The sequence below is a fragment of the Fusibacter sp. QWL-12 genome, assembly GCF_058683495.1.
In genome coordinates this window covers 525,750-548,217 of record NZ_CM178745.1, presented here as the reverse complement: position 1 = coordinate 548,217, position 22,468 = coordinate 525,750, and the positions used below count along the sequence as shown (strand labels likewise).

Sequence of the window (22,468 nt, the reverse complement as noted above, 5' to 3'; positions counted from 1 at the left end):
TTTGTCATTATTTATTTATTTAATTAATTATTTATTTATTTATTTATTTATTTATTTGTTTGCCTATAGTAGTTTAATTTTTTCTCTTATAGGAGCGACCATCTTTTGATCTCTCCATAAACCCATATTCAATTAAGTATCGTCTGATGGTTGCGAAGTCACTGTAAATGGACTTTAGGTGTTGATTGATTTCGAGTTCGTCATAATTTTGATCCAGTTCAAAGCTTTCAGCAATTTTTGCCAGCACGATGAGTTTCTTTTTTTCTTTTGATGAAAAGACCTTCAATTTTAAAGGGGAGAGTGATTCAAAAGACGATTTTAGAATCTTTTCCTTTTCTTCTATAGTAACGATGTAACGATCATCAACCATTGTTGCATGATTATGGATGGGAGCAAATTCAGATGCTTCCTGAAATATGGATTCGTAGAGTGCTAAATAAGCTTTGGCTTGCTTGGCTTTTTCTTTTAGTGTGAATCTTAAATTTCGCACAGTGGTTTGAGTGATTTCATGCTTTAATGCGATTTCTTTATCTGACAAGCCGTTTGCCATATCTGTCACCAAAAGCTTTTGATAGTCGGTTAATCCAATCGATTTTTTATCAAGTGAAATCAAGTAATTTGTTGGCGAGACGTGTTGTTCTTTTATATGATGCGCAATTTTATATTTAGCATTATAAAATCTATCCTCAATAGAAAAAATCTCATTTTCATCAAATCGAGCACCACAGTAGATGCAAACATAATGCGTTCGCTTTTCATCGTATAAATAACCTTTCTTTAGTGTTTCAACAGAATATTGCATTAAATCCATATGGTTCTCCTCAATCACTCGTGATAAATGATAATTGTCATTTGAGTAAAGAATATCATGTAAAAGAACAAAAAGCAAACAAAAATAATAAACGTCTGCTAAATAGGCAAACAATATTGTGTTTTTCGTTAAATATACTAAATGCTGAAAAAATGACAGATGTAACTTTTAATTAGAAATAGAATCGTATATAATCACTATATTACCAGTGGTAATTACCAATGGTAATGTGTTGGCAATAATGCTTTAGTATATAAGTTTATTTATTAGGAGGACAAATGAAACAACTAAAAATGCAAGGCCGTTTAGCAGGTTTATTTTACCTGATCTTGATTTTAACAGGAATTTTCAGTCATAAAATTGTTAGAGCGAGTCTCTATTTTAAAGGGGATGCAATTAAAACGGCAGACGCAATTCTGAACGATCAGTTATTGTTTAAGCTTAGTATTACTTCGGATTTTATTATGATTATAGGTTTCATAGGACTTGGCGTCATGCTATATCAACTGTTTAAAGAAAAAGGGATGACTGGAGCGTATGTCATATTATTACTTTGTGGTATTGGCGCAGCAATGATGGCGATCAATATGGTCAATCAGTTTGCAGCATTGGTTGTATTAGTTGATTATCAAAGTTTAGGACTTAATATAGAACAGAGTCGTGGTCTAGCGCTATTGTTTATGAAGCTACATCAATTTGGGTATCAAGCGGCGACGATTTCTTACGGTTTATGGCTGTTTCCTATTGGATTCTTTGGCTTGAAATCAAGATTATTTCCCAAACCGATTAATTATTTATTGATGTTGGGTGCAATGACGTATATGATATATTTTTTCGTATCATTTTATTGCAATACATTCCCTTCTGATATAACATTGCCAGCGGACCTTGGTGAATTTTCATTGTGTATCTACTTGCTCATCAAAGGGGTCAACGCTAAGAGCATTTAGATTTAATTCTAAGAGCGTTGAAATGAGATCATAGGATATGTCTAGTCAAAAGAAGATTAATTTGAGATAATGGGATAAAACCGTTATGAGGTTGACTATGATACCGATAGAGATGAATTGCATTCCAAGAGTAATTGATAGAGCTTCATCACCACTTGACATGAAGGAAAAATTTATAGATGGAACTCTCAAACTGATTTTGGAGTATGGTGGCATAACAAAGGTTAATCTACGAATGGTATCGAAGCACATTGGATGTGCCCATACCAATGCGTATAACTATTTTTCTAATTTTGAAGAGCTGATTTTTGAAGCTTATGACCATGCCATTGTATTGTATGGTTTATACGTGAGTTATGACTTAAATAATGAGCAGTCACAATTCATTTTCATCAAGTTTGTCGAGCGGATTATCGATTTCGCTTTTAAATATCCGGGCTACTATCGCTTTATTGGCTCTGATGATCTAGAGACCAGCCGATTACCTGAAAAGACGATTGTAAAAGTTATTTCTTTAAAGGATTATTTCATAGAAGTATTAAATTACACCTTTGCTGATGTCATCGATAACGAGCGGACGACTCATATTGCAAGTATTGTAATGGCGTATTTGGATGGTGAACTCTTTAACATCATCAATAAGCGTGCTTTTCCTGAGTCAAATGCAAAAGGGAGAATCATCAAGAATGTCATTGAAATGATTTGGGTTTATACACAAGGAAAAATCGACTTGAATAATGGTTTACAATTAGGTTCAATCTTATCAGAATTAGAATATGTGAAAGCCTATGTATATTAAGCTTGTTTTATGACAAAAAGTTTGTTTTAAAATAAGCTTTTTCTAATTATATCCGTAAAAATAGAATCGGTTTTTTAAAATTTGGAACCATATATACTGAGCTACCGTCTAAAAAATAAGGGAGGTATCTTTATGAAAAAATTCTTTATATTAAATCTAGTGATGATATTGCTATTAACAGGATGTGCAAGTAATAATATTGATTCGACGGACAAGTTACCTGAGACAAGTGAGGTTTTAGTGGGCACTATTGTCGAGATCAGTGACGCGTCTATATTATTAGCTACTGAAGCAATCGGTCTAGTGTTTGTTAATTCAACTACTAAAATATACAGTTCAGATATGAAGCTAGAGGATGTTTCAATATTAAAAGTCGGAAATGAAATCGAAGTTGGTTATTCAGGGGTTGTATTAGAAAGCTACCCTCAGCAGCTACCAGAGGTTGATTATGTGAAACAAATTTTATCAGACACAAATTATTTACCTTTGTTCTTCCAAGTAATGGACGACCTCTATCACACTGATGAAGGTTTAAATAGCGATATTAGCTATGTTGCAGTGGATACTTCAAATCTAACGATGCTAAGCGAATGGGAGAAAGAGGGCCTGGTTTATGCGCTTGGTACAAAATATGCGCTTACAGGTCTTCAAGGAACTTTTGACGAACTGGTAGATCAAGGCTACATTGATGGTGATGCCCTTTATTTTGAAGAAGGCATTCTATTTAGATTTGACATTAAAGCAACGACTGCGAAAACCGTCAAATTTGATATCGAAAAATGGCGAGGCGGTTTAGGTGCCTACTTTTTTATCGACTGTGAAGCAGAGCAGGACCAAGATGGTGTTTGGCAATATAAAATAGGATCAGAAGCAATTTCGTAGTTCTAAACGCTTTCAGACTAAGCTGAAAAGAATTATAAAGCTGTAAAGTCAATTAAGACTTTACAGCTTTTTTCATAGCCTCATATTATTTGTTGACATACAGCTGTCATAAAAACAGAGTAAACTGATATAGGTTTACTTATTTAGAAACGATTCGAATCAAATTTTTAATGGAGGGTCATATGACGTATTTAGTGGTAGATAACAATAATATTGAAAATGAACACTTATGTTGTGCTATTTCAGATAAGAAGCATCAGAATGGCGTGATTAACAAGAAAATTTGGCTTTCAGATCAGTTTAAAAAGGGGCATCGATTTTATAAGCTAAACCAAAACGCTAAAGTTTTTATTGAATATGTACCATTGGAACATGCATGGGTGCCTGTTGTTGGTGAAAATTATTTGTATATACACTGTCTATGGGTATCTGGCTCTTTTAAAGGGAAAGGCCATGCTTCTCATTTGATAAATAAGTGTATATCTGACACAAAAGCAATGGGAAAGTCAGGAATATGTGTCATTAGTTCAAAAAAGAAAAAGCCTTTTTTAACGGATTTTTCCTTTTATCAGAAATATGGATTTGAAGTTGTAGCTACCTATCAAGACGAATATTTGCTTCTTGCTTTGAGTTTTGATGGGTCGATTCCTACATTTTCAAAAAGTTTATTAAGTTCAGAAGATTTGATATCAGAAGGAATAACGATTTACTATTCTAATCAGTGTCCTTATACATTGAATTGTATGAGTGAATCTAAACAATGGTTGGAAGAGAAAGACTTAAAATATGAAATAGTACACGTATCGTCATTGGAAATGGCGAAAGCGTTGCCTGTATTATTTAACAATTGGGCAGTTGTCATAAATGGAAAATTTGAAACGCTACATTTATTAAATAGGACTTATTTAGAAAAATTATTGACAACAAAATAGAAAAGTTATATGATGAAATAAACAAATGATTATCAAATAAACAAATGTTTACTTGGAGGTGTAAATGACCAATAGAGAACAGGAAATTTTACTTATTCTAAGAGACAATCCTTTAATTTCTCAAAATGAACTTGCAGACCAACTGGGGATAACGCGATCATCTGCTGCGGTTCATATCACGAACTTGATGAAAAAGGGGTATATTTTAGGAAAAGGATACATCGTAAGAGATGATGCTTATGTCTGTGTCATTGGTGGTTCTAATATTGACATTCAAGGTGTTCCAGTCAACCAGTTGATCTTCCATGATTCTAATATCGGCGTCGTTAAGCATGCGCTTGGTGGTGTAGGAAGAAACATCGCTGAAAATATGACGCGATTAGGATTAAAGACAAAGCTAATCAGTATCATTGGCGATGATCTTTATGGACAAAAGATACTTGAAGAAGCACGTCAAATTGGAATGGATATGCAAGATACGTTGGTACTAAAAGGAGAGCAGACCTCCACGTACTTATCTATTTTAGATGAGACAAAGGACATGGCGGTTGCAATTTCTTTTATGGACATTTGTGACCGCATGACGGTTGATTATATTAAGAACAAGCGCCACATTATAGAAAATGCAAAATTTTGCGTAATCGATACCAATCTATCACCAGAAGTGCTCAAATATATTTTAACAACATTCACAGAGCAAAGGTTTTTACTTGATACCGTATCGACTGCAAAAGCTTTGAAGATCAAGGATGTTATAGGGTACTGTCATACGATAAAACCCAATTTGATCGAAGCACAATCCTTGAGCGGGATCTCCGGTGATGGAGAAGCAGATCTGGTGAAAATGACCAATTATTTTCATGAGTTAGGTGTAAAACACGTCTATATTAGCATGGGGAAAAAGGGTGTATTTGTCAGTGATGGTAATGTCCAAAGCATGTTAGTACCACCGAGCGTTGAAGTGGTTAATGCAACCGGTGCTGGAGATGCTTTTCTAGCAGGTATTGCACTTGGCTATTCAAAGGACTTAGACTTAATTACTACTGCAAAGTGGGGAATGGCGGCATCTTTTATCGCTCTTGAGCATGAAGCGACGATAAACCCAACCATCTCAGAGCAAAGGGTTATGGAAATTATTGAAACTAAGTTCGCATAAGAATCATTTAAGTAAAGTTATATGACAAAAATCGGTATAAAAATTAAAATCACTTAAAGCAATTGTATTTTCAGAGAAACTGAAAGTAGTATGAGAGTGATTAAATCTATATAGATGTATTTAGGAGGATTAAAAATGTTTAGAAAATATCTTGATATCAAACCAGAAGTTGCAAAAGCATTGGCTGAAGGAAAAGCGGTTGTTGCTTTAGAATCAACTATTATCTCACACGGAATGCCATATCCACAAAACGTAAAGACGGCACTTGAAGTTGAAGCGATTGTACGTGAAAATGGTGCAATTCCTGCTACTATAGCTATTTTAGGTGGTAGACTTAAAGTGGGTTTAACTGAAGATGAAATTGAGTATTTAGGTAAGGCAAAGAATGTTATTAAAACATCTAGAAGAGACATACCTTTCATCGTAGCTAAAGGAGTGGATGGTGCGACAACCGTTGCTTCAACTATGATTTTGGCAGCACTTGCAGGCGTTAAGGTGTTTGCTACTGGTGGTATCGGTGGCGTTCATAGAGGCGCACAGGAAACTTATGATGTTTCTGCTGACCTTCAAGAATTAGCGCAAACGAATGTTGCAGTAGTATGTGCAGGTGCTAAATCCATCTTAGATATCGGTTTAACCTTAGAATATTTAGAAACACATGGCGTACCTGTTGTAGGTTATCAAACTGAAGAGTTGCCAGCATTTTATACAAGAAAAAGCGGTTTTGGTGTAGATTACAGAATCGATTCACCAGTTGAACTCGCTACAGCATTAAAAGCAAAATGGGATTTAGGTTTACAAGGCGGTATGGTTGTTGCAAACCCAATTCCTGAAGCATATGCGATGGACTATGATGTGATCACTGAGGCGATTAATTCAGCGGTTAAAGAAGCTGAAGAAAAAGGCATCAAAGGCAAAGAATCAACGCCATTCCTTCTTGCAAAAGTAAAAGAATTAACTGCTGGAACGAGCTTAGACGCAAATATTCAGCTTGTATATAACAATGCTAAAGTAGCGGCTCAGTTAGCTGTCGAGTACCAAACGCTTCAAAATAAATAATAAATCATCATTGTTGTGCAGAATAGAATTTTAATTAACGATTTATTGTGAGAAAATCCTATCTTAAGTGGCTTGTACCCCACCTGAGGTGGGATTTTTATTTTCAAGTAATTAAAATCATATAAACATAAAAGCAAAAAATATAAAACATAAAAACATATGCAACTTAGAAGATTACGGGGTTTAATTTGCAAACGATTTTGAACGTTTGCATCACAAATTAAACAAGTAGATAAATTTAATTGACGAAATAAAAAAAGATGATATAATTAGGGTAAACGTTTAACCAAAGAGATGAGACTATGAAAATAACGATAAAAGAAATAGCAAAAATGGCTGATGTTTCTATTGCTACCGTATCAAAAGTGGTCAATCGGAAAGATCAGAACATTAGTGATGAAACTAGACAAAGAATACTCGATCTCATAGAGAAGCATAATTATGTACCCAATAGAATTGCATCTTCTATGATTACCAAGAAGACGCATTCCATAGGATTGATTATTCCAGATATTACGAATCCATTCTTTCCAGAGGTAGCAAGAGGTGTTGAAGATTATGCCAATAAGGCAGGTTATCACGTCGTATTATGTAACTCAGATAATAATCCGAAAAAGGAAATATCATATATAGCGATGCTTCAAGAAAAAATGGTTGATGGCATTATATTTACATCATCCAGCTTGCGTAGCCATGATTCAAAGACTTTTTTTAACTTTCAGATTCCCGTTATTACGGTTGATCGTGAAATTGAAGACTTAAAAACACAAGGGAAGATTACAGTAGATAATTTCACGGGCGCTTATGTTGCAGTTAGGTATATGCTAGATCGGGGATATAAGAAAATTCTTCATCTAGCGGGTCCATTAACTTCGAAGACATCACTCGACCGTAAACTAGGCTTTCTAAAAGCGCTAGACGAAATGCAGATTGAGCCTGATGAAAAGTGTATTTACGAAGGCAATTATACCGCTGATTGGGGCTATAATGGTGTGAAAAAAGCGATAGAGCACAAGTGTGAGTTCGACAGTATTTTCTGTGGAAATGATATGATTGCCATAGGGGCGATTAAAGCACTTAATGAGATTGGACTTAAGGTGCCTGATAATGTCGGTGTTGTCGGTTTTGATGACATCTATATGGCATCTGTAGTTACACCAAATTTAACGACCATAAGACAGCCTAATTACCAAATGGGATATAAGGCAGCAGAGTTGCTAATTGAATTGATCAAACATCCCACTATCCAATTGGATAACTTAATACTCAAAACGGAGTTGGTTATAAGAGAATCTACTAAATGATTCTCTTTAAATTCAATAGGTAAACGTTTAACTAATTAATAATACAAGAAGGAGCATATATGAAAAAAGCACTTGTAGTTGGAAGCTTGAATATGGATTTGGTTACTCAGGTCCAATCAACGCCTAAAGTAGGTGAAACGGTTGCTGGTAAAGGTTTAATCGTAAATCCTGGAGGTAAAGGTGCAAATCAAGCGGTTGCACTTGGTAAACTAGGTGTTGAAGTCAATATGATTGGTTGTGTTGGCAATGATGCCTATGGGAATAAGCTAAAAGAAAATTTACGTGCAATGAATGTAAAAGATAGTACTTTTGTCATAGAGGATCAACCAACAGGGATTGCATTTATCATGGTTAATGCTACTGCAGATAATTCGATCGTTGTCATAGAAGGAGCCAATGGCGCACTACAACCAGATATGGTTAAGAGAGAATGGTTTCATGACGCATCATTTTTAGTCACTCAGCAAGAGGTACCATTAGAAACTTTAAACGTGGTGATGCAAATGGCAAAAGAAAATGATCTGATGATCATTCATAATCCAGCACCACTTGTAGAGGGAACTGAACAGCTTCTAAAATATGTTGATTTATTGGTTTTAAATGAAACAGAGTTTGAAAAACTAGCGGGCTTCTCTTATCAATCAGAAAGCGATTTGATAAAGGGAATTAAAACCTTAGGCGTAGGTAAGATATTATTAACATTAGGTAGCCAGGGTGCCATCTATCATGATAGCGAGCTAACGGTATTTGTTCCTGCGAAGAAAGTGAAGGCGATAGATACCACTGCTGCTGGTGATAGTTATATTGCTGGGGTTGTACATCATTTAGCTCAAGACAAAGATATTGAAACTGCGATGAAATTTGCTACTAGAGTCGCTGCACATACAGTTACAAAGATGGGGGCTCAAGCTTCATTGCCCTTCATACACGAGATTGAAGAATAAGGAGGCTTATTAAATGAAAAGAGGTAAGCTATTGAATTCTGAGGTTGTTTCGACTTTGGCGAAATTAGGACATACAGATCAGATTACTATTTCAGATGCGGGATTGCCAATACCAGATGCTGTCAAACGAATCGATCTTGCAGTCGTTAAAAATCAACCTGGTTTTTTATTGCTTTTAGATGCAATCATGCATGAAATGATTATTGAAAAAGTGATTATTGCTGAAGAGATTATCAGTCAAAATCAAGCGATTTACTCTGCTATAAAAGATCGTTTTAAGGATGTTGAGATTGTTCAAGTGCCACATGAAACATTTAAAAGCTTAACTCATAAAAGTAAAGCGGTAATAAGAACGGGAGAATGTACGCCTTTTGCCAATATTATATTGCAATCTGGTGTCGATTTTGATGGAGGCTCACATGAATAAGCTCCTTACAATGGTAAAAATTTCAAAAGAATTTCCTGGTGTCAAGGCTCTGAATCAAGTGAACTTAAATGTCTATCAAGGTAAGGTGATGGCACTTCTTGGAGAAAATGGTGCTGGAAAATCAACACTTATGAAAATCCTTTCAGGTGTCTACCAAAAAACAGAAGGTGAGATGTATTTCGAGGGAAAGCCACTTGTAATCACTGGACCTAAGGATGCGATGCAAAAGGGAATTGCGATTATCCATCAAGAATTGAATTTAATTGATGAGCTCTCAATAGCAGAAAACATATATATGGGGCGTTTTCCGCAGGTTGCAGGCAAAATTGATTGGAAGAAAATGTACTTTGATGCAACACAGCTATTAAATCAACTCAACTTAGACCTCAATCCGAAAATCAAAATTAAAAATTTGAGTATTGGACAAAAGCAGATGGTTGAAATTGCAAAGGCTTTATCTTTTGAGACAAAAGTGATCATTATGGATGAGCCAACAGATGCATTGACAGATCAAGAAACCTTGAGTTTATTTAAAGTGATCAATGAGCTAAAAAAAGATGGAAAAAGTATCGTCTATATCTCACACCGCTTAAAGGAAATTTTTGAGATTTGTGATGACGTTACCGTATTAAGGGATGGCGAGTTCATCTCAGAAAAACCAGTGTCAGAAATAGACGAAGACAGTCTTATAGAAATGATGGTCGGTAGAAAATTGGATGAGCAATATCCTTATTTACCAGCGCATACAAAAGAAAAGGTCTTTGAAATAATCTCATTGGAAAATGAGTATGTTAGTGGCGTGAATTTTGCGATTAATAAAGGTGAAATTGTTGGCGTCGCAGGTCTGATGGGTGCTGGTAGAACAGAACTTGCAAAATCCATATATGGTGCAATTAAATGCAAGCAAAAAGTGATGAGAATTGAAGGCAAAGATATTATCGTAAAAAACGAAAGACAAGCGTTAAAGCAAGGAATTGCCTATGTATCTGAGGATAGAAAGAAAGATGGATTGGTACTAGGCTTGTCTGTGAGTACAAATATCACATTATCTTCATTAGAGTCATTTGCGAAATTGGGAACCATTAATAAACGAAAAGAACGAGAAGTCGTTGAAGGCTATAAAGAAAATTTATCTATTAAAACTCCCTCATTGCAACAAAAGGTAAAGCTTTTAAGTGGTGGGAATCAACAAAAGGTCTCTATAGCAAAATCATTATCTGCATCACCTAAATTATTGATATTGGATGAGCCTACAAGAGGGGTTGACGTAGGCGCTAAAAAAGAAATCTATGAATTAATGAATCAGTTTAAAAGCGAGGGGATGGGAATATTAATGATTTCCTCAGAAATTCCTGAACTCTTAGGAATATGTGATCGCATCATGGTTATGAGAGATGGCAAGATCGCAGGAACGCTTGTCAGAAGTGAGGTTACTCAAGAAAAAATAATGCGTCTAGCAATTGGCGCTGGGGAGTAGAGAAATGAAGAATTTAAAACTTTCAAAATTTCAATCGGTTATTGGTTTAATTGTATTCTCAGTCATTGTGGCTTTTATTAATCAAAGGTTTATGACGACGTCGAATATCCTTAATATATTAAGGCAAACCTCAATTAACTCAATAATTGCAGCTGGTATGACCTTTGTAATTATTACAGGTGGGATTGATTTATCAGTAGGTTCTACACTTGCACTGTCAGGTGCAGTGGTGGCTTTTTTGATCGCAGGCGGCATGAACCCAATTATAGCGATTTTACTTGCTTTACTAGTAGGTGCTTTTATTGGCGCATTTAATGGCGTTATTATTTCGAAAGGAAAGCTACAACCCTTCATCGTAACATTGGCAATGATGACTATTGTTAGAGGGCTTACACTTGTATTTACTGAGGGAAAACCAATCAATGCAGGTTATGAAAAAAATGCAGAATTCTTATCTAACTTAGGTAACGGCTACTTTCTTGGTATTCCAATACCAATCATTATCATGATCATTGTTTTTATCACTGGATTTTATATATTAACGCAAACGACAATTGGTAGATATGTGTATTCATTAGGTGGAAATGAAGAAGCGACTAAGCTTTCTGGTGTCAATACAGATAAAGTCAAAATTTTCGTATATGCCATAAGTGGTCTTTTAGCAGCACTTGCAGGTGTTATTATTACTGCTAGACTTTCATCTGCTCAGCCAACTGCTGGTAATGGATATGAGCTTGATGCCATCGCTGCAGTCGTTCTTGGAGGGACCTCTTTAGCAGGTGGTGTTGGCTCAATTATAGGTACTATTATCGGTGCATTAATCATTGGTGTCCTAAACAATGCGCTTAATTTAATGGACGTTAGCTCGTATTATCAAATGCTTGCTAAAGGTGTCGTTATCTTAATTGCAGTGTTGATTGATAGGAAAAACAAATAGGTTTTGAATGGGAGGAGAATTATGAAAAGAGTTTTAATATTGCTGTTAGTACTTATGATGACGGCGATGGCATTTGCGGGTTGCTCTCCAAAAACAGAAGAGAGCGGTTCTAGTAAAGTCGGTTTAGTAATTTCTACATTAAACAATCCTTTCTTTGTATCTTTAAAAGAAGGTGCTGAAGCAAAAGCGAAAGACCTTGGACTTGAGTTAATTGTACTGGATTCTCAAAATGACCCTGCAAAAGAGCTTTCTAATATGGAAGATCTATTAACACAAGGTGTGGATGTCATTTTAATTAATCCAACTGATTCAGATGCTGTTGGAAATGCAATTAAGGCAGCAAATGATAAAAAAATTCCAGTTATAACCCTTGATAGAGGTGCAAATTCTGGTGAAGTAGTAGCACATATCGCATCGGACAACATCGCTGGCGGTAAAATGGCTGGTGAATATATCATTGAAAAACTAGGTGGTACAGGTAACGTCGTTGAACTTGAAGGTATTGCAGGTACTTCTGCAGCAAGAGACAGGGGTCAAGGCTTTAATGAAGCGATTGCAACTTCTAGTATTGAAGTTGTAGCAAAACAAGTTGCTGACTTCGATCGTACAAAAGGTTTATCTGTAATGGAAAATATATTGCAAGCACAACCTGAGATAGATGCTGTATTTGCTCATAATGATGAAATGGCACTGGGTGCATTAAAAGCGATTGAAGCATCAGGTAGAAAGATTATGGTGGTTGGTTTTGATGCAACAGATGATGCTGTTGCTGCAGTCAATGACGGTACGATGGCTGCAACGGTCGCTCAACAACCAAGCCTTATTGGTTCACTTGGCGTTGAATCAGCGAAAAAGGTAATTGATGGCGAGGCACTTGACGCGTTTATTCCAGTTGAGCTAAAGCTAGTTACAAATGAAAGCGCTGCATCAAATACGAATAGCGCAGAAGGCAAGAAAATTGGTCTTGTCATCTCAACTTTAAACAATCCTTTCTTTGTAACTTTAAAAGAAGGTGCTGAAGAGAAAGCAAATGAACTTGGTGCAGAACTAATCGTATTAGATTCACAAAACGATCCTGCAAAAGAGTTGTCAAACATGGAAGACTTAATCACTCAAGGTGTAGATTTGATTCTCATCAATCCTACGGATTCTGATGCAGTTGGCAGTTCAATAAAGGCGGCAAATGCTGCTTCTATTCCGGTTATTACACTTGACCGTGGTGCAAATGCTGGTGAAGTTGTAACACATATTGCATCAGATAACGTAGCTGGTGGTAAAATGGCTGGTGAATATATCATTGAGCAATTAGGTGGCAAAGGTAAAGTCGTTGAACTTGAAGGGATCGCTGGGACATCGGCAGCTAGAGATAGAGGTCAAGGCTTTAATGATGCTATAGCGACTTCTGATATTGAAGTCGTTGCAAAGCAAGTGGCTGACTTTGATAGAACAAAAGGACTCTCAGTTATGGAAAATATTCTTCAAGCACAACCTGAAATTGATGCTGTATTTGCACATAACGATGAAATGGCATTAGGAGCTTTAAAAGCGATTCAGGCTGCTGGAAGAGATATAATGGTAGTAGGCTTTGATGCAACTGATGATGCGGTTAAAGCGGTTCAGGATGGAGAAATGGCTGCAACAGTAGCGCAACAACCTGCTCTAATTGGAAGTTTAGGTGTAGAATCTGCAATTAAATATTTAGGTGGAGAAGCATTAGAAGCGTACATTCCAGTTGAGCTAATGCTCGTTACTGAATAATTTATATCAAAAGATTTATTACAATTATTAAGAGGGAATGCTATAAAAGCATTCCCTCTTTTATTAAGCCACAATCTCGCTTGTGGTAAAATCTGAAGGCTCGATGCCTGAAGATTTTTATTAATCTACGATTTCATCTCTCAACTTTTCTAAAAACTCATAATTCCGGATGATGTAGTTACGCCCTTCTTTCTCTAGAACACCTTTTACGACAAAATCCTGTAGTGTGAATAGAAGATGTCTGTAGCTCACGTTTAAAAACTCAGCAACTTCTGTGTGCATTTCATTATAAACGCCATCTGAGGCACTGATTAATATAAAGGCTGCAAATCGATTTTCAAATGGGTAGGCATAGCTTTTAGCTAAGGTTTCAGAGCGATTACGAGCCTTCTCCGCAAGAATTCTTGATAGGTTTCGTAGAAAAATAGTATCATCAAGTAAGAGTGATTTACAGGTAGCTAGCGGTAAGGCCAAACATGTGATGTCTTCCATTGCAGTTACACCCTTTGCAAAAGGTTCGACCTCTAAAAGGCTCATTTCACCCAAAAAACAAGGCGCTTCTGCAAATAAGACTAAGGTGCGTTGCCCATTCTTATGCGTCATATAGACTTTTGCTTTGCCCTTAACCATAAAATATAAGTAAGGGAAGGGTTCACCTTCTTGACTTAAAGGCTCTTTCTTTTGAAAGGTATGTATTTCAACAAAGGGTAAAAGCTCTTTTGAAAAAATCGAGTTAAAGTGATGCAACTCACAAAGTCTATCGATGTGATTTTTTTGAGTGCTGATATGCATAAAGCCTCCTAATCTCATAAAGTGTGCTATATCTCATATTCTAACACAAAAAAAGGCGCTATACTTGTATAAAATAGTTAAACAAAACAATTTTGAGAAAGCAGGCATTTTAATGACATCAACAAATAAAGGGTTAATTAAAAACAAGAAAAATATAAAATTCAACAAAGTAGATTTACTAACAATTGCCATACAAATGTTTTATTGGATGCTATTTTGCTCCGTGTATGGCTATGCGACATATTATATGAAACAATCTGGTCATTCCAGTGGCAGTATAGGACTAATTGTCGCCGCTGGTAGTATCATTTCCGTCATTATTCAACCTTGGCTTGGGACTTTGTCTGATAAAGGCGGAGCAAAGCGATTAAAAGAAATTATTCTGATCGTCCTTGGACTGGGTGCAATATTAATGTTTGGCGTGACGATGTTACAATCATCACTTTTAGTCATTACGGTACTTTATATTTTCACCATATCATTATTATTATCTTTGCAGCCACTGATTAACTCATATGTAATAGCAGCGCTTGCAATTGACGGCAACCTCAACTTTGGTATCACGCGTGCGTTTGGATCCATGTCCTTTGCAATTCAATCCAGTATATTAGGTACTTTAGTGGGTCTTTTTTCAAAGCAAATGGTGCCACTAAATGCAATGATTTACTTTATGATTACAGGACTAGCAATTATGTTTTTACCTGTTAGAGCACAGTCTATACATGAAACTGAGGAAGACATAAATTTTGATCAAGGTGCCATCGCATTTTTAAAACGTTACAATGGGTTTTCTCTGATTTTATTAGGGGTTTCGCTCATTTATGCATTTCATACCATTTGCAATGTCTATCTCATCCAAATTATTCAAAATGTAAATGGAAATGAGATGCAGTTCGGTAGAGCGATGACGTTTGCTGCACTTTCAGAGTTACCGACGATGCTTGGCTTCGGACTTTTATTAAAGCGGTTTAAGAGTGGCACCTTATTCATGCTTTCAGGTGTCTTTTTCGTATTTAAAAGTATTTTATTTTTAACGGCTACAAGTGTTCAAATGATTTATATGGCTCAGTTGATGCAGATCGTCTCATTCGCATTATACGTTCCTGCTTCTGTCTCTTATATCCATGATCGAATGAAAAATAAAGATAAGGTGAAGGGACAAAGCTATCTGATTGCATCTACGACTTTTGGCGGCGTCATAGCGAGTATCGGTGGTGGTGTAATCATTGAATTATACAGTGTGAAAGCAATGCTCGTTGGCGGTTTGGTTTTGGCTTCTATTGGAGCTACCTTATTAATCTTAGGTATTATGAAAGATTCTTCAAAAAAAACCTTGAAATTCTCACCATCTGAGGTAAAATAGTACTAACATTATGCGTTGATCAAAGCTAAGGATTAAGCTAGATTATAGAGAACTGATGGTTGGTGTAAATCAGTATCTGGTGATCCGTTCCACTTTGGGAGCAATCGGCGATGAGTCGAAGGGTATGCCCTTTATAGCTGACAATGAGATGGCACTTCGGTGCAATTTGGGTGGCAACGCGGAATCTTCCGTCCCATATACGATGGGATAGGAGGATTTTTTTATCTTAAACCATCGATCAATCATTCGATAGGAGGAAAGAGATGCTAGATATTAAACTGATTAGAACCAATCCTGAGTTGGTGAAGGAAAACATTAAAAAGAAATTTCAAGATCAAAAGCTCGTTCTAGTGGACGAGGTAATTGCGCTTGATACTGAGTTTAGAGCTGCAAAAACGAGAGCAGATGAACTTCGTGGCCAAAGAAATGCAATCAGTAAAGAAATTGGCGGTTACATGGCTAAGGGCATGAAGGAAGAAGCTGAAAAGACAAAAGAAAAAGTGGCTGCAATTGGCAAAGAATTAGCTGATTTAGAGGTTAGGGAAGCAGAACTTGAGGTGCAAATTAAAGAGAGAATGCTCGTTATTCCAAACATCATAGATGACTCAGTCCCTATTGGTAAGGACGATTCAGAAAATGTTGAGGTTCAAAAATATGGCGAACCGATCGTTCCTGATTTTGAAGTGCCTTATCACGTTGAAATCATGGAAAATCTTAAAGGGATTGATTTGGAGAGTGCAAGAAAAACCAGCGGTAATGGCTTCTATTATTTGAGAGGTGATATCGCTAGATTACACTCTGGGATACTCTCTTATGCGAGAGATTTTATGATCGATCGTGGATTTGAGTATTATATTCCGCCGTTTATGATTCGTTCTGAAGTTGTAACTGGGGTTATGAGCTTTACTGAAATGGAAAATATGATGTATAAAATCGAGGGTGAAGATCTTTACCTTATCGGAACCAGTGAACACTCTATGATTGGTAAGTTCATCGATACTCTAATGGAAGAAGAAGAGTTACCACAAGCCTTAACTAGCTATTCTCCTTGTTTTAGAAAAGAAGTTGGCGCGCACGGTATTGAGGAACGTGGTGTTTATAGAATTCACCAGTTTGAAAAACAAGAGATGGTCGTCGTGTGTCAGCCTGAAGAAAGCCCAATGTGGTTTGATAAGCTTTATAACAATACAATTGATTTCTTCAGATCACTAGATATCCCTGTAAGAGCACTTGAATGCTGTTCTGGAGATTTAGCTGATCTAAAAGTTAAAAGCATTGATGTTGAGGCTTGGTCACCTAGACAACAAAAGTACTTTGAGGTAGGAAGCTGCTCTAATTTAGGTGATGCTCAAGCGAGAAGGCTTGGTATAAGAGTGAGAAACAAAGAGCAAGGCAACTACTTTGCGCATACGCTCAACAATACGGTTGTAGCGCCACCAAGAATGTTGATTGCATTCTTAGAAAATAACTTAAGAGAAGATGGCAGTATCTTTATTCCAGAACCGCTTCGTATGTATGTGGGTGGAAAAGAATATTTAAAATAAATCCTGAGTATATCGGAATGTAAAAGCATTAACGCACATAATATAAGGGGCGATTAATGTACAGGATTAAAGTCAAAAAGGTGTGGCGATTTCTTATAATGAGAAATGTCACACCTTTTTTTTAAACTTTGCTTCTTAAGCCATGCTCAAACAGGGACATAAATTTATTTAATAACTCTAATACTTGATCTTCCCAATTGTCATCATTAAAATCAATTTCTGTTTCAACCAATTGCGCACTGGTATTGAAAATGAACTTTGCGACAAAGTCTACATCAATGTCAGAACGAACCTCGCCTCTTTTAATGGCATTTGTTAATAATAACTTGTAGATATCATAAGCTTGCCCTTGATTTTCAGTTACAAGCTCTTGAAATATTCCGTTGCTTGGATCTTTCAATAGGCGTTTACTAATCTGCATCATTTGTGGATTTTCACCAGCAAATAGCAATGCAGAACGATTCATTTCTTTTATCACTTCAAAAAACTCATGTTCAAAAGGATTTTGCATAACAGGAGTAAGGTACTCCAATTTTTTTTGTATCATAAGATTTAATATATATTTATAGAGGTCTTTTTTATCTTCAAAGTACTGGTAAAAGCTGCCCTTTGAGATGCCTGTGTTTTTAACTATTTGATTGATGCTGGCTTGTTCGTAATTGTTGTTCTCAAATTCAGAAAAGGCCGCTTCAAGTATCAGGTTGCGTTTTTCTTCTGCAAGATTAAAAAAGGTATCTTTAGGCATTTTATGCTCCTATTCTTTTACGTGAGTTGATCCATAGAGACAATGGAACTAATATAATGACAATCAAGGAGAAATTAATTGCCGCTCTAAAACTGATGGATATAACTCCAACACGATTCAATACAAACTCGGAACCAATAATCACTAATGGATGTGCATAATAGATAAACTCAGTGCTTTCACTGTATTTGGATAGCTGTCTTTCTAATTTGTATTTCTTAATTGAGACAGCACCTTTATCTACTCTGCGATCAAAAGATTCAAAAAGAACGAAAAGGATTAAAATAGCTGAAAGGCTAAAATCAATATAAATGAGTGAATTGATAATGCTTGGTAAATTAAACCAACCATTTTGATAGTTCAAATATACTAAAGAATTCAATATGCCGACTAGACCAAACAAGCTTCCTGAGAGAATTGGTGGTATTTGTTCAAATGCAACTTTACTGTACCATTCTCGCATGAGCATACCGAAAGCAAAATAGCTTTGGTAAGTGATGAAAATTCGATCCCTGTGTTCAAAAGGTACTTTGATTAGAACTAACTGTACGGTAAGCAATAATATGAAGAGCTTTGTGGTTCCAAGCTTTGTGGTCACAAAATGTAGTAAGGGATATAAGATATAAAGCTGAATTAAAATCACCATAAAGTAAAGGTGATAGATAAAGGATCCCCAAAGTAGACCTTCAAGTACAAATTTAAAATTAATCGGATAATAACCGATTTTAACATAGATTAAATAGTATCCTAAAGACCATAAGACGTATGGGCCAACGAGTTTAGGTAGTCTTTTTTTATAAAACTGTAACAGATTGATTTTTTTATCACTATAAAGGTGATGTAAAAGAAAACCACTGATAAATAGAAATATTGGGACAGCCGGTTTCGCTAGTTGGTTGATGAATATAAATAAATACTGCGGCAGACTGTTTGAAGTAAGTGCCACAACAGGTGTCGCTGTAACATGTATCAGAACGACAAATAAGCAAGCCATTAATCTCATGTAGTGAATGGTATTAAAATTCTTTCGGGTCATTTTGCCTCCTAATTTGTATTCAACTTATTATATCAACAGTGAATAAGGCTATCAAGCCTAATCCAGCTAACAAATTATATGAATAGAAATAATACTTGTTCACCTTTTTATTAAGCAGTATAATGAAAGCGTATTCGTGCGAGCATGCTGGAATGGCAGACAGGTACGACTCAGAATCGTATGGTTAACAGCCGTGTGGGTTCAAGTCCCATTGCTCGCACCATTTTTCACATTTTTACCAGAAGTAATGCAACTTTGTGTCGCATTGCTTTTTTTATTTTTATTCTATAAAATAGAAAGAAAAGAACGAATGTTCGAATTGAGGTGAACATGATAACGATAAGTAAATTAGAAGCTAAGAAGTTTTTACTCAAAAAGCACTTTCTATTCGGGAAAAAAACACTTAAAGGTAAAGTGGATATTTTAAGCTTTGTTAAGCAGGTTGGCTGCTTACAGTACGATCCAATTGATGTTTGTGGTAAAAATGCTGAGTTGGTTTTGCAGTCAAGAATCTTGAACTTTAATAAAAGTGATTTGTATGAAATGATCTATCAAGATCGCATATTAGTGGATTATTTTGATAAGAACTTAGCGATATTTCCCATTGAAGACTGGCCTTATTTTGCACGTGAACGTGTGCTTTACAGCGAAAGAGGTAGAAGTCGAGATGAAATTGATAAGGTTTGTAGTGAGATCATTGAAACGATAGATCAAGAAGGACCTAAAACTTCATCTGAGCTTGAGTATGAGCATAAGGTCGATTGGTACTGGGGGCATACAAAGCTTTCAAGAGCTGCACTAGAGTTATTATATTTTAAAGGTGAGCTTGGGATTCATAGTAAGAAAGGCACTATAAAAAGATATGATCTAATGAGAAAGCTCTACCCGGTTGAGATTGTCAATCAAACAGATCCATATCCCGATCTGATCGATCATCTGTGTTGGCGTGTTTTAAGGCGTATAGGTGCTGTGGGCATGCTTTGGAACAAACCTTCAGACGCTTGGCTAAACATAAGAGAGCTGAAAGCGGCTCAAAGAAAAGAAGTGTTTGAGCGACTAGAGAACGATGAAAAAATCTTGAAGATACAAGTGGCAGATATTAAAGATCCATTTTATATTTTGAGCTCAGATTTAACGCTTTTAAATTCAGTGATAGACAACGAGGAGAAGAGCGAACGCGTTGAGTTTCTAGCGCCACTTGACAATTTTTTATGGGATCGAAAGCTAATTGAGGCGGTGTTCGGTTATAAATATAAGTGGGAGATTTACACGCCAGAGGTACAAAGAGAGTTTGGCTACTATGTGCTTCCGATTTTGTATCGAAATGATTTGGTTGGAAGAGTTGAAATGGTATGTATGAGGAAAGAAAAAAAGCTTATAGTTAAGAACATTTGGTATGAAGCCAGCTTTAAGCCAACAAAGGGTTTTCAAACTCAGTTTGATAAAAGTCTAAGGGCATTTATGGATTTTAATGCGTGTGAAAGCTTAGAAATTAATTAAATTTTACGAATCCATTGTCGCATTTTAATTTTGATGTGATAAAATGAGTAATAATATTTAATGGATTGGAGAAAGCGATGCGATTAATAGTTGCAGATGATTCTGCATTTGTAAGAAATATCATTCATAAATCACTTTCAGCTTCTTTCCCTGAAGCTGAGATTACGCTCTGTTCTAATGGTAAAGAGGCGCTTGAAGCATATGTTTCAGCTCCTTCTGACTGGGTGATTACGGACCTACTAATGCCAGAGATGACAGGACAAGAGCTAATCTCAAAATTATTCGAGGATAATGAACAGCCAAAAGTAATCGTTATTTCTGCGGACGTTCAAAAGGGAACAAAGGATGAACTCGATGCGTTAGGGGTTCAGAACTTCATTAATAAGCCACTAAATGCTGAAAAGCTAGAAGCATTGAAGTCAGTAATTCTAGGAAATTGAGGTGAAATTATGCTCGATGAGATGCAAAGAGATTTATTAAAAGAATATGTAAATGTCTTTATTGGGCAGGCGGCAAGTATGCTTTCAGAAATGGCAAATCAACGTGTGCTTCTTACCGTTCCTGAGGTTGATATTATCAATATGTCAGATGATACAAAAGACTTAGCGAAACCTTTATTTAATCATGGACACATCATCAGTTCATCAATGAAGTTTGGGAATGACTTTTCAGGGAGGGCGTTGTTAATTTTTCCTGCTCAAAAAGCCAAGCTTTTGGTGGATGCATGCATGGGAATGGAGATGTCGAATTATGATGAAGAGAGCTATGAACTAATTGACACCGATTTTGACGTTCTAAAGGAAATAAGTAATGTTATATTAAACTCAGTTATCGGCGAGTTTTCGAACTTGATTGGTACGACGGTAGAGTTTTCTATTCCAGATATTGAAGTTCTATTTGTTTCACAGGAAGAGCAAAAAATGTATTTGAATAATGATGTTTATATGATGATGCTTTACACTAGCTTTGAACTGGCAGAGGCTCAGGTGGAAGGCGTGATCATCGTTGCACTTGGACTCACTTCGTTAAATAAACTGCTTGATAAAATCAGTGAAGAAATCGGTGATGCACTATGAATAACTTCTTTTATGATGTGATGGACAAGTTAAATGTCGGCATCATTTTACTCGACTCAAACTCAAAAATTGTATACTGGAATCGGTGGATGATTCAGAAGACGGACTTAAAAATGGAAACGGTTTTTAATTGTCCGATAGAAGAAGTTGCGCCAAAATTCGTGCGCCCCAAATATCAAAAGATTTTACAATCCGTTAGAGAAACAGGACAAGGAAGATTTCTGGCTGGAGCTGTTCATGGCAGTTTTTTTGTTGATATTGAGAACGATCAAAGCACGATTATACAGCAAAATCTACAAATTGAGCGTTCGCTAAATGGTTATTTGTTGATTCAGGTTGAAGATTATACAGGTTACTATCAAAAGGTACAAAAGATGAAAACCTTTATCATGCAACTTGAGAAAGAAAATGACCAAATCAAAATAAATGAAGAAAACAGTCGAAAAATGGCCATGCAGGATGTACTTACTGGGCTTCCAAATCGACTTTTCCTTATGAATCAACTTAGAAATAAGCTTGAAAACGCAATGATAGAAGATGTAAAAGAAAGAGTTGCGATTTTCTTTATTGATTTGGATAATCTTAAAGTTGTTAATGATAGTCATGGTCACAGAAGCGGTGATGCCATTTTAATGGAGATGGCGAAACGGCTTAAGCATGCCATAAGAGGTAAGGACACAGTTGCAAGGTTATCGGGTGACGAATTTATTATCGTGATGGAAGGTCTACTGGATAATAAAGATATTAAAAGGCTTGCAGGACATATTCTAGATCAGTTTAACGAACCTTTTAACGTGGATGGTGTTAAGCACGAAGTGACGTGTTCCATGGGAATCAGTGTTTTTCCAGAAGATGGTAAAGAAGTTGAGGAGTTGCTTGATAAAGCAGATCAAGCCCTTTATAAAATTAAGCATTCTGGAAAAGCGGGTTTTGCGTTTTATAATCGTTCACTTGAAGAGTAAAAGATAGATCTATT

General features: G+C 36.1%; 22 protein-coding genes and 1 tRNA gene. 19 read left to right on the top strand and 4 right to left on the bottom strand.

Features of this window, described 5'->3' with window-relative positions:
* Nucleotides 1–73 precede the first annotated feature (73 nt).
* Complete coding sequence (locus AC4PID_RS03145; RefSeq protein WP_492134116.1) at nucleotides 74–811, bottom strand: DUF2087 domain-containing protein; 738 nt, start codon at nucleotides 809–811, stop codon at nucleotides 74–76.
* A 278-nt stretch (nucleotides 812–1,089) separates the two neighbouring features.
* Between AC4PID_RS03145 and AC4PID_RS03140 the strand changes: the two genes are divergently transcribed.
* From AC4PID_RS03140 to rbsB, 12 genes are all read left to right on the top strand, one after another.
* The gene (locus tag AC4PID_RS03140) at nucleotides 1,090–1,761 is read left to right on the top strand and encodes a DUF4386 domain-containing protein (RefSeq protein WP_492134115.1); all 672 of its coding nucleotides are present in this window, start codon (nucleotides 1,090–1,092) and stop codon (nucleotides 1,759–1,761) included.
* Between the two features lie 97 nt (nucleotides 1,762–1,858).
* On the top strand, nucleotides 1,859–2,560 hold the full coding sequence (locus tag AC4PID_RS03135) for a TetR/AcrR family transcriptional regulator (protein WP_492134114.1): 702 nt from the start codon (nucleotides 1,859–1,861) through the stop codon (nucleotides 2,558–2,560).
* 132 nt (nucleotides 2,561–2,692) lie between these two features.
* Complete coding sequence (locus tag AC4PID_RS03130) at nucleotides 2,693–3,442, top strand: hypothetical protein (RefSeq protein WP_492134113.1); 750 nt, start codon at nucleotides 2,693–2,695, stop codon at nucleotides 3,440–3,442.
* 182 nt (nucleotides 3,443–3,624) lie between these two features.
* The gene (locus AC4PID_RS03125) at nucleotides 3,625–4,374 is read left to right on the top strand and encodes a GNAT family N-acetyltransferase (protein ID WP_492134112.1); all 750 of its coding nucleotides are present in this window, start codon (nucleotides 3,625–3,627) and stop codon (nucleotides 4,372–4,374) included.
* 64 nt (nucleotides 4,375–4,438) lie between these two features.
* Complete coding sequence (locus AC4PID_RS03120) at nucleotides 4,439–5,530, top strand: PfkB family carbohydrate kinase (RefSeq protein WP_492134111.1); 1,092 nt, start codon at nucleotides 4,439–4,441, stop codon at nucleotides 5,528–5,530.
* Between the two features lie 135 nt (nucleotides 5,531–5,665).
* Entirely contained in the window at nucleotides 5,666–6,589 is a 924-nt protein-coding gene (locus AC4PID_RS03115) for a pseudouridine-5'-phosphate glycosidase (RefSeq protein ID WP_492134110.1), read from the top strand.
* 302 nt (nucleotides 6,590–6,891) lie between these two features.
* Nucleotides 6,892–7,893: a LacI family DNA-binding transcriptional regulator gene (locus AC4PID_RS03110; RefSeq protein WP_492134109.1), complete on the top strand. Its 1,002-nt coding sequence runs from the start codon at nucleotides 6,892–6,894 to the stop codon at nucleotides 7,891–7,893.
* Between the two features lie 59 nt (nucleotides 7,894–7,952).
* Nucleotides 7,953–8,837, top strand: coding sequence for a ribokinase (gene rbsK, locus AC4PID_RS03105; RefSeq protein WP_492134108.1), 885 nt, complete (start codon nucleotides 7,953–7,955; stop codon nucleotides 8,835–8,837).
* A gap of 13 nt (nucleotides 8,838–8,850) precedes the next feature.
* The gene (gene rbsD, locus AC4PID_RS03100; RefSeq protein WP_492134107.1) at nucleotides 8,851–9,264 is read left to right on the top strand and encodes a D-ribose pyranase; all 414 of its coding nucleotides are present in this window, start codon (nucleotides 8,851–8,853) and stop codon (nucleotides 9,262–9,264) included.
* The gene (locus tag AC4PID_RS03095) at nucleotides 9,257–10,741 is read left to right on the top strand and encodes a sugar ABC transporter ATP-binding protein (RefSeq protein WP_492134106.1); all 1,485 of its coding nucleotides are present in this window, start codon (nucleotides 9,257–9,259) and stop codon (nucleotides 10,739–10,741) included. The genes rbsD and AC4PID_RS03095 overlap by 8 nt, the downstream gene beginning before the upstream one ends.
* Nucleotides 10,742–10,745: 4 nt before the next feature.
* Entirely contained in the window at nucleotides 10,746–11,678 is a 933-nt protein-coding gene (gene rbsC, locus AC4PID_RS03090) for a ribose ABC transporter permease (protein ID WP_492134105.1), read from the top strand.
* Between the two features lie 21 nt (nucleotides 11,679–11,699).
* Nucleotides 11,700–13,436, top strand: a complete 1,737-nt coding sequence (gene rbsB / locus AC4PID_RS03085) for a ribose ABC transporter substrate-binding protein RbsB (RefSeq protein ID WP_492134104.1) — start codon at nucleotides 11,700–11,702, stop codon at nucleotides 13,434–13,436.
* A gap of 120 nt (nucleotides 13,437–13,556) precedes the next feature.
* Here rbsB and yeiL read toward each other — a convergent pair whose 3' ends face one another.
* Nucleotides 13,557–14,228: a transcriptional regulator YeiL gene (gene yeiL, locus AC4PID_RS03080; protein ID WP_492134103.1), complete on the bottom strand. Its 672-nt coding sequence runs from the start codon at nucleotides 14,226–14,228 to the stop codon at nucleotides 13,557–13,559.
* A gap of 112 nt (nucleotides 14,229–14,340) precedes the next feature.
* Between yeiL and AC4PID_RS03075 the strand changes: the two genes are divergently transcribed.
* Both AC4PID_RS03075 and serS read left to right on the top strand, forming a co-directional pair.
* On the top strand, nucleotides 14,341–15,591 hold the full coding sequence (locus tag AC4PID_RS03075; RefSeq protein WP_492134102.1) for an MFS transporter: 1,251 nt from the start codon (nucleotides 14,341–14,343) through the stop codon (nucleotides 15,589–15,591).
* Nucleotides 15,592–15,854: 263 nt separating this feature from the next.
* The gene (gene serS / locus AC4PID_RS03070) at nucleotides 15,855–17,135 is read left to right on the top strand and encodes a serine--tRNA ligase (RefSeq protein ID WP_492134101.1); all 1,281 of its coding nucleotides are present in this window, start codon (nucleotides 15,855–15,857) and stop codon (nucleotides 17,133–17,135) included.
* Nucleotides 17,136–17,256: 121 nt separating this feature from the next.
* Here serS and AC4PID_RS03065 read toward each other — a convergent pair whose 3' ends face one another.
* The gene (locus AC4PID_RS03065; protein ID WP_492134100.1) at nucleotides 17,257–17,880 is read right to left on the bottom strand and encodes a TetR/AcrR family transcriptional regulator; all 624 of its coding nucleotides are present in this window, start codon (nucleotides 17,878–17,880) and stop codon (nucleotides 17,257–17,259) included.
* Nucleotide 17,881: 1 nt separating this feature from the next.
* Nucleotides 17,882–18,916 (bottom strand): acyltransferase, encoded by a 1,035-nt coding sequence (locus AC4PID_RS03060; protein ID WP_492134099.1) that lies wholly within the window; start codon nucleotides 18,914–18,916, stop codon nucleotides 17,882–17,884.
* A 138-nt stretch (nucleotides 18,917–19,054) separates the two neighbouring features.
* Between AC4PID_RS03060 and AC4PID_RS03055 the strand changes: the two genes are divergently transcribed.
* The 5 genes from AC4PID_RS03055 (at nucleotide 19,055) to AC4PID_RS03035 (ending at nucleotide 22,454) form a co-directional block, all read left to right on the top strand.
* A tRNA-Leu gene (locus AC4PID_RS03055) sits at nucleotides 19,055–19,139 on the top strand.
* A gap of 107 nt (nucleotides 19,140–19,246) precedes the next feature.
* The gene (locus AC4PID_RS03050) at nucleotides 19,247–20,416 is read left to right on the top strand and encodes a winged helix-turn-helix domain-containing protein (RefSeq protein ID WP_492134098.1); all 1,170 of its coding nucleotides are present in this window, start codon (nucleotides 19,247–19,249) and stop codon (nucleotides 20,414–20,416) included.
* A 77-nt stretch (nucleotides 20,417–20,493) separates the two neighbouring features.
* Nucleotides 20,494–20,856, top strand: a complete 363-nt coding sequence (locus AC4PID_RS03045; protein ID WP_492134097.1) for a response regulator — start codon at nucleotides 20,494–20,496, stop codon at nucleotides 20,854–20,856.
* A 9-nt stretch (nucleotides 20,857–20,865) separates the two neighbouring features.
* Nucleotides 20,866–21,492 carry a chemotaxis protein CheC gene (locus AC4PID_RS03040; protein ID WP_492134096.1) on the top strand — a complete coding sequence of 209 codons (627 nt, stop codon included), beginning with the start codon at nucleotides 20,866–20,868 and terminating at the stop codon, nucleotides 21,490–21,492.
* Complete coding sequence (locus AC4PID_RS03035; protein WP_492134095.1) at nucleotides 21,489–22,454, top strand: diguanylate cyclase domain-containing protein; 966 nt, start codon at nucleotides 21,489–21,491, stop codon at nucleotides 22,452–22,454. Before AC4PID_RS03040 ends, AC4PID_RS03035 begins: the two co-directional genes overlap by 4 nt.
* Nucleotides 22,455–22,468 lie beyond the last annotated feature (14 nt).

Excerpts from the sequence above, each read along its gene's own strand:
- AC4PID_RS03145 (WP_492134116.1), bottom strand. The coding sequence starts at position 811 with ATGGATTTAATGCAATATTCTGTTGAAACACTAAAGAAAGGTTATTTA.
- AC4PID_RS03140 (WP_492134115.1), top strand. The coding sequence starts at position 1,090 with ATGAAACAACTAAAAATGCAAGGCCGTTTAGCAGGTTTATTTTACCTG.
- AC4PID_RS03135 (WP_492134114.1), top strand. The coding sequence starts at position 1,859 with ATGATACCGATAGAGATGAATTGCATTCCAAGAGTAATTGATAGAGCT.
- AC4PID_RS03130 (WP_492134113.1), top strand. The coding sequence starts at position 2,693 with ATGAAAAAATTCTTTATATTAAATCTAGTGATGATATTGCTATTAACA.
- AC4PID_RS03125 (WP_492134112.1), top strand. The coding sequence starts at position 3,625 with ATGACGTATTTAGTGGTAGATAACAATAATATTGAAAATGAACACTTA.
- AC4PID_RS03120 (WP_492134111.1), top strand. The coding sequence starts at position 4,439 with ATGACCAATAGAGAACAGGAAATTTTACTTATTCTAAGAGACAATCCT.
- AC4PID_RS03115 (WP_492134110.1), top strand. The coding sequence starts at position 5,666 with ATGTTTAGAAAATATCTTGATATCAAACCAGAAGTTGCAAAAGCATTG.
- AC4PID_RS03110 (WP_492134109.1), top strand. The coding sequence starts at position 6,892 with ATGAAAATAACGATAAAAGAAATAGCAAAAATGGCTGATGTTTCTATT.
- rbsK (WP_492134108.1), top strand. The coding sequence starts at position 7,953 with ATGAAAAAAGCACTTGTAGTTGGAAGCTTGAATATGGATTTGGTTACT.
- rbsD (WP_492134107.1), top strand. The coding sequence starts at position 8,851 with ATGAAAAGAGGTAAGCTATTGAATTCTGAGGTTGTTTCGACTTTGGCG.
- AC4PID_RS03095 (WP_492134106.1), top strand. The coding sequence starts at position 9,257 with ATGAATAAGCTCCTTACAATGGTAAAAATTTCAAAAGAATTTCCTGGT.
- rbsC (WP_492134105.1), top strand. The coding sequence starts at position 10,746 with ATGAAGAATTTAAAACTTTCAAAATTTCAATCGGTTATTGGTTTAATT.
- rbsB (WP_492134104.1), top strand. The coding sequence starts at position 11,700 with ATGAAAAGAGTTTTAATATTGCTGTTAGTACTTATGATGACGGCGATG.
- yeiL (WP_492134103.1), bottom strand. The coding sequence starts at position 14,228 with ATGCATATCAGCACTCAAAAAAATCACATCGATAGACTTTGTGAGTTG.
- AC4PID_RS03075 (WP_492134102.1), top strand. The coding sequence starts at position 14,341 with ATGACATCAACAAATAAAGGGTTAATTAAAAACAAGAAAAATATAAAA.
- serS (WP_492134101.1), top strand. The coding sequence starts at position 15,855 with ATGCTAGATATTAAACTGATTAGAACCAATCCTGAGTTGGTGAAGGAA.
- AC4PID_RS03065 (WP_492134100.1), bottom strand. The coding sequence starts at position 17,880 with ATGCCTAAAGATACCTTTTTTAATCTTGCAGAAGAAAAACGCAACCTG.
- AC4PID_RS03060 (WP_492134099.1), bottom strand. The coding sequence starts at position 18,916 with ATGACCCGAAAGAATTTTAATACCATTCACTACATGAGATTAATGGCT.
- AC4PID_RS03050 (WP_492134098.1), top strand. The coding sequence starts at position 19,247 with ATGATAACGATAAGTAAATTAGAAGCTAAGAAGTTTTTACTCAAAAAG.
- AC4PID_RS03045 (WP_492134097.1), top strand. The coding sequence starts at position 20,494 with ATGCGATTAATAGTTGCAGATGATTCTGCATTTGTAAGAAATATCATT.
- AC4PID_RS03040 (WP_492134096.1), top strand. The coding sequence starts at position 20,866 with ATGCTCGATGAGATGCAAAGAGATTTATTAAAAGAATATGTAAATGTC.
- AC4PID_RS03035 (WP_492134095.1), top strand. The coding sequence starts at position 21,489 with ATGAATAACTTCTTTTATGATGTGATGGACAAGTTAAATGTCGGCATC.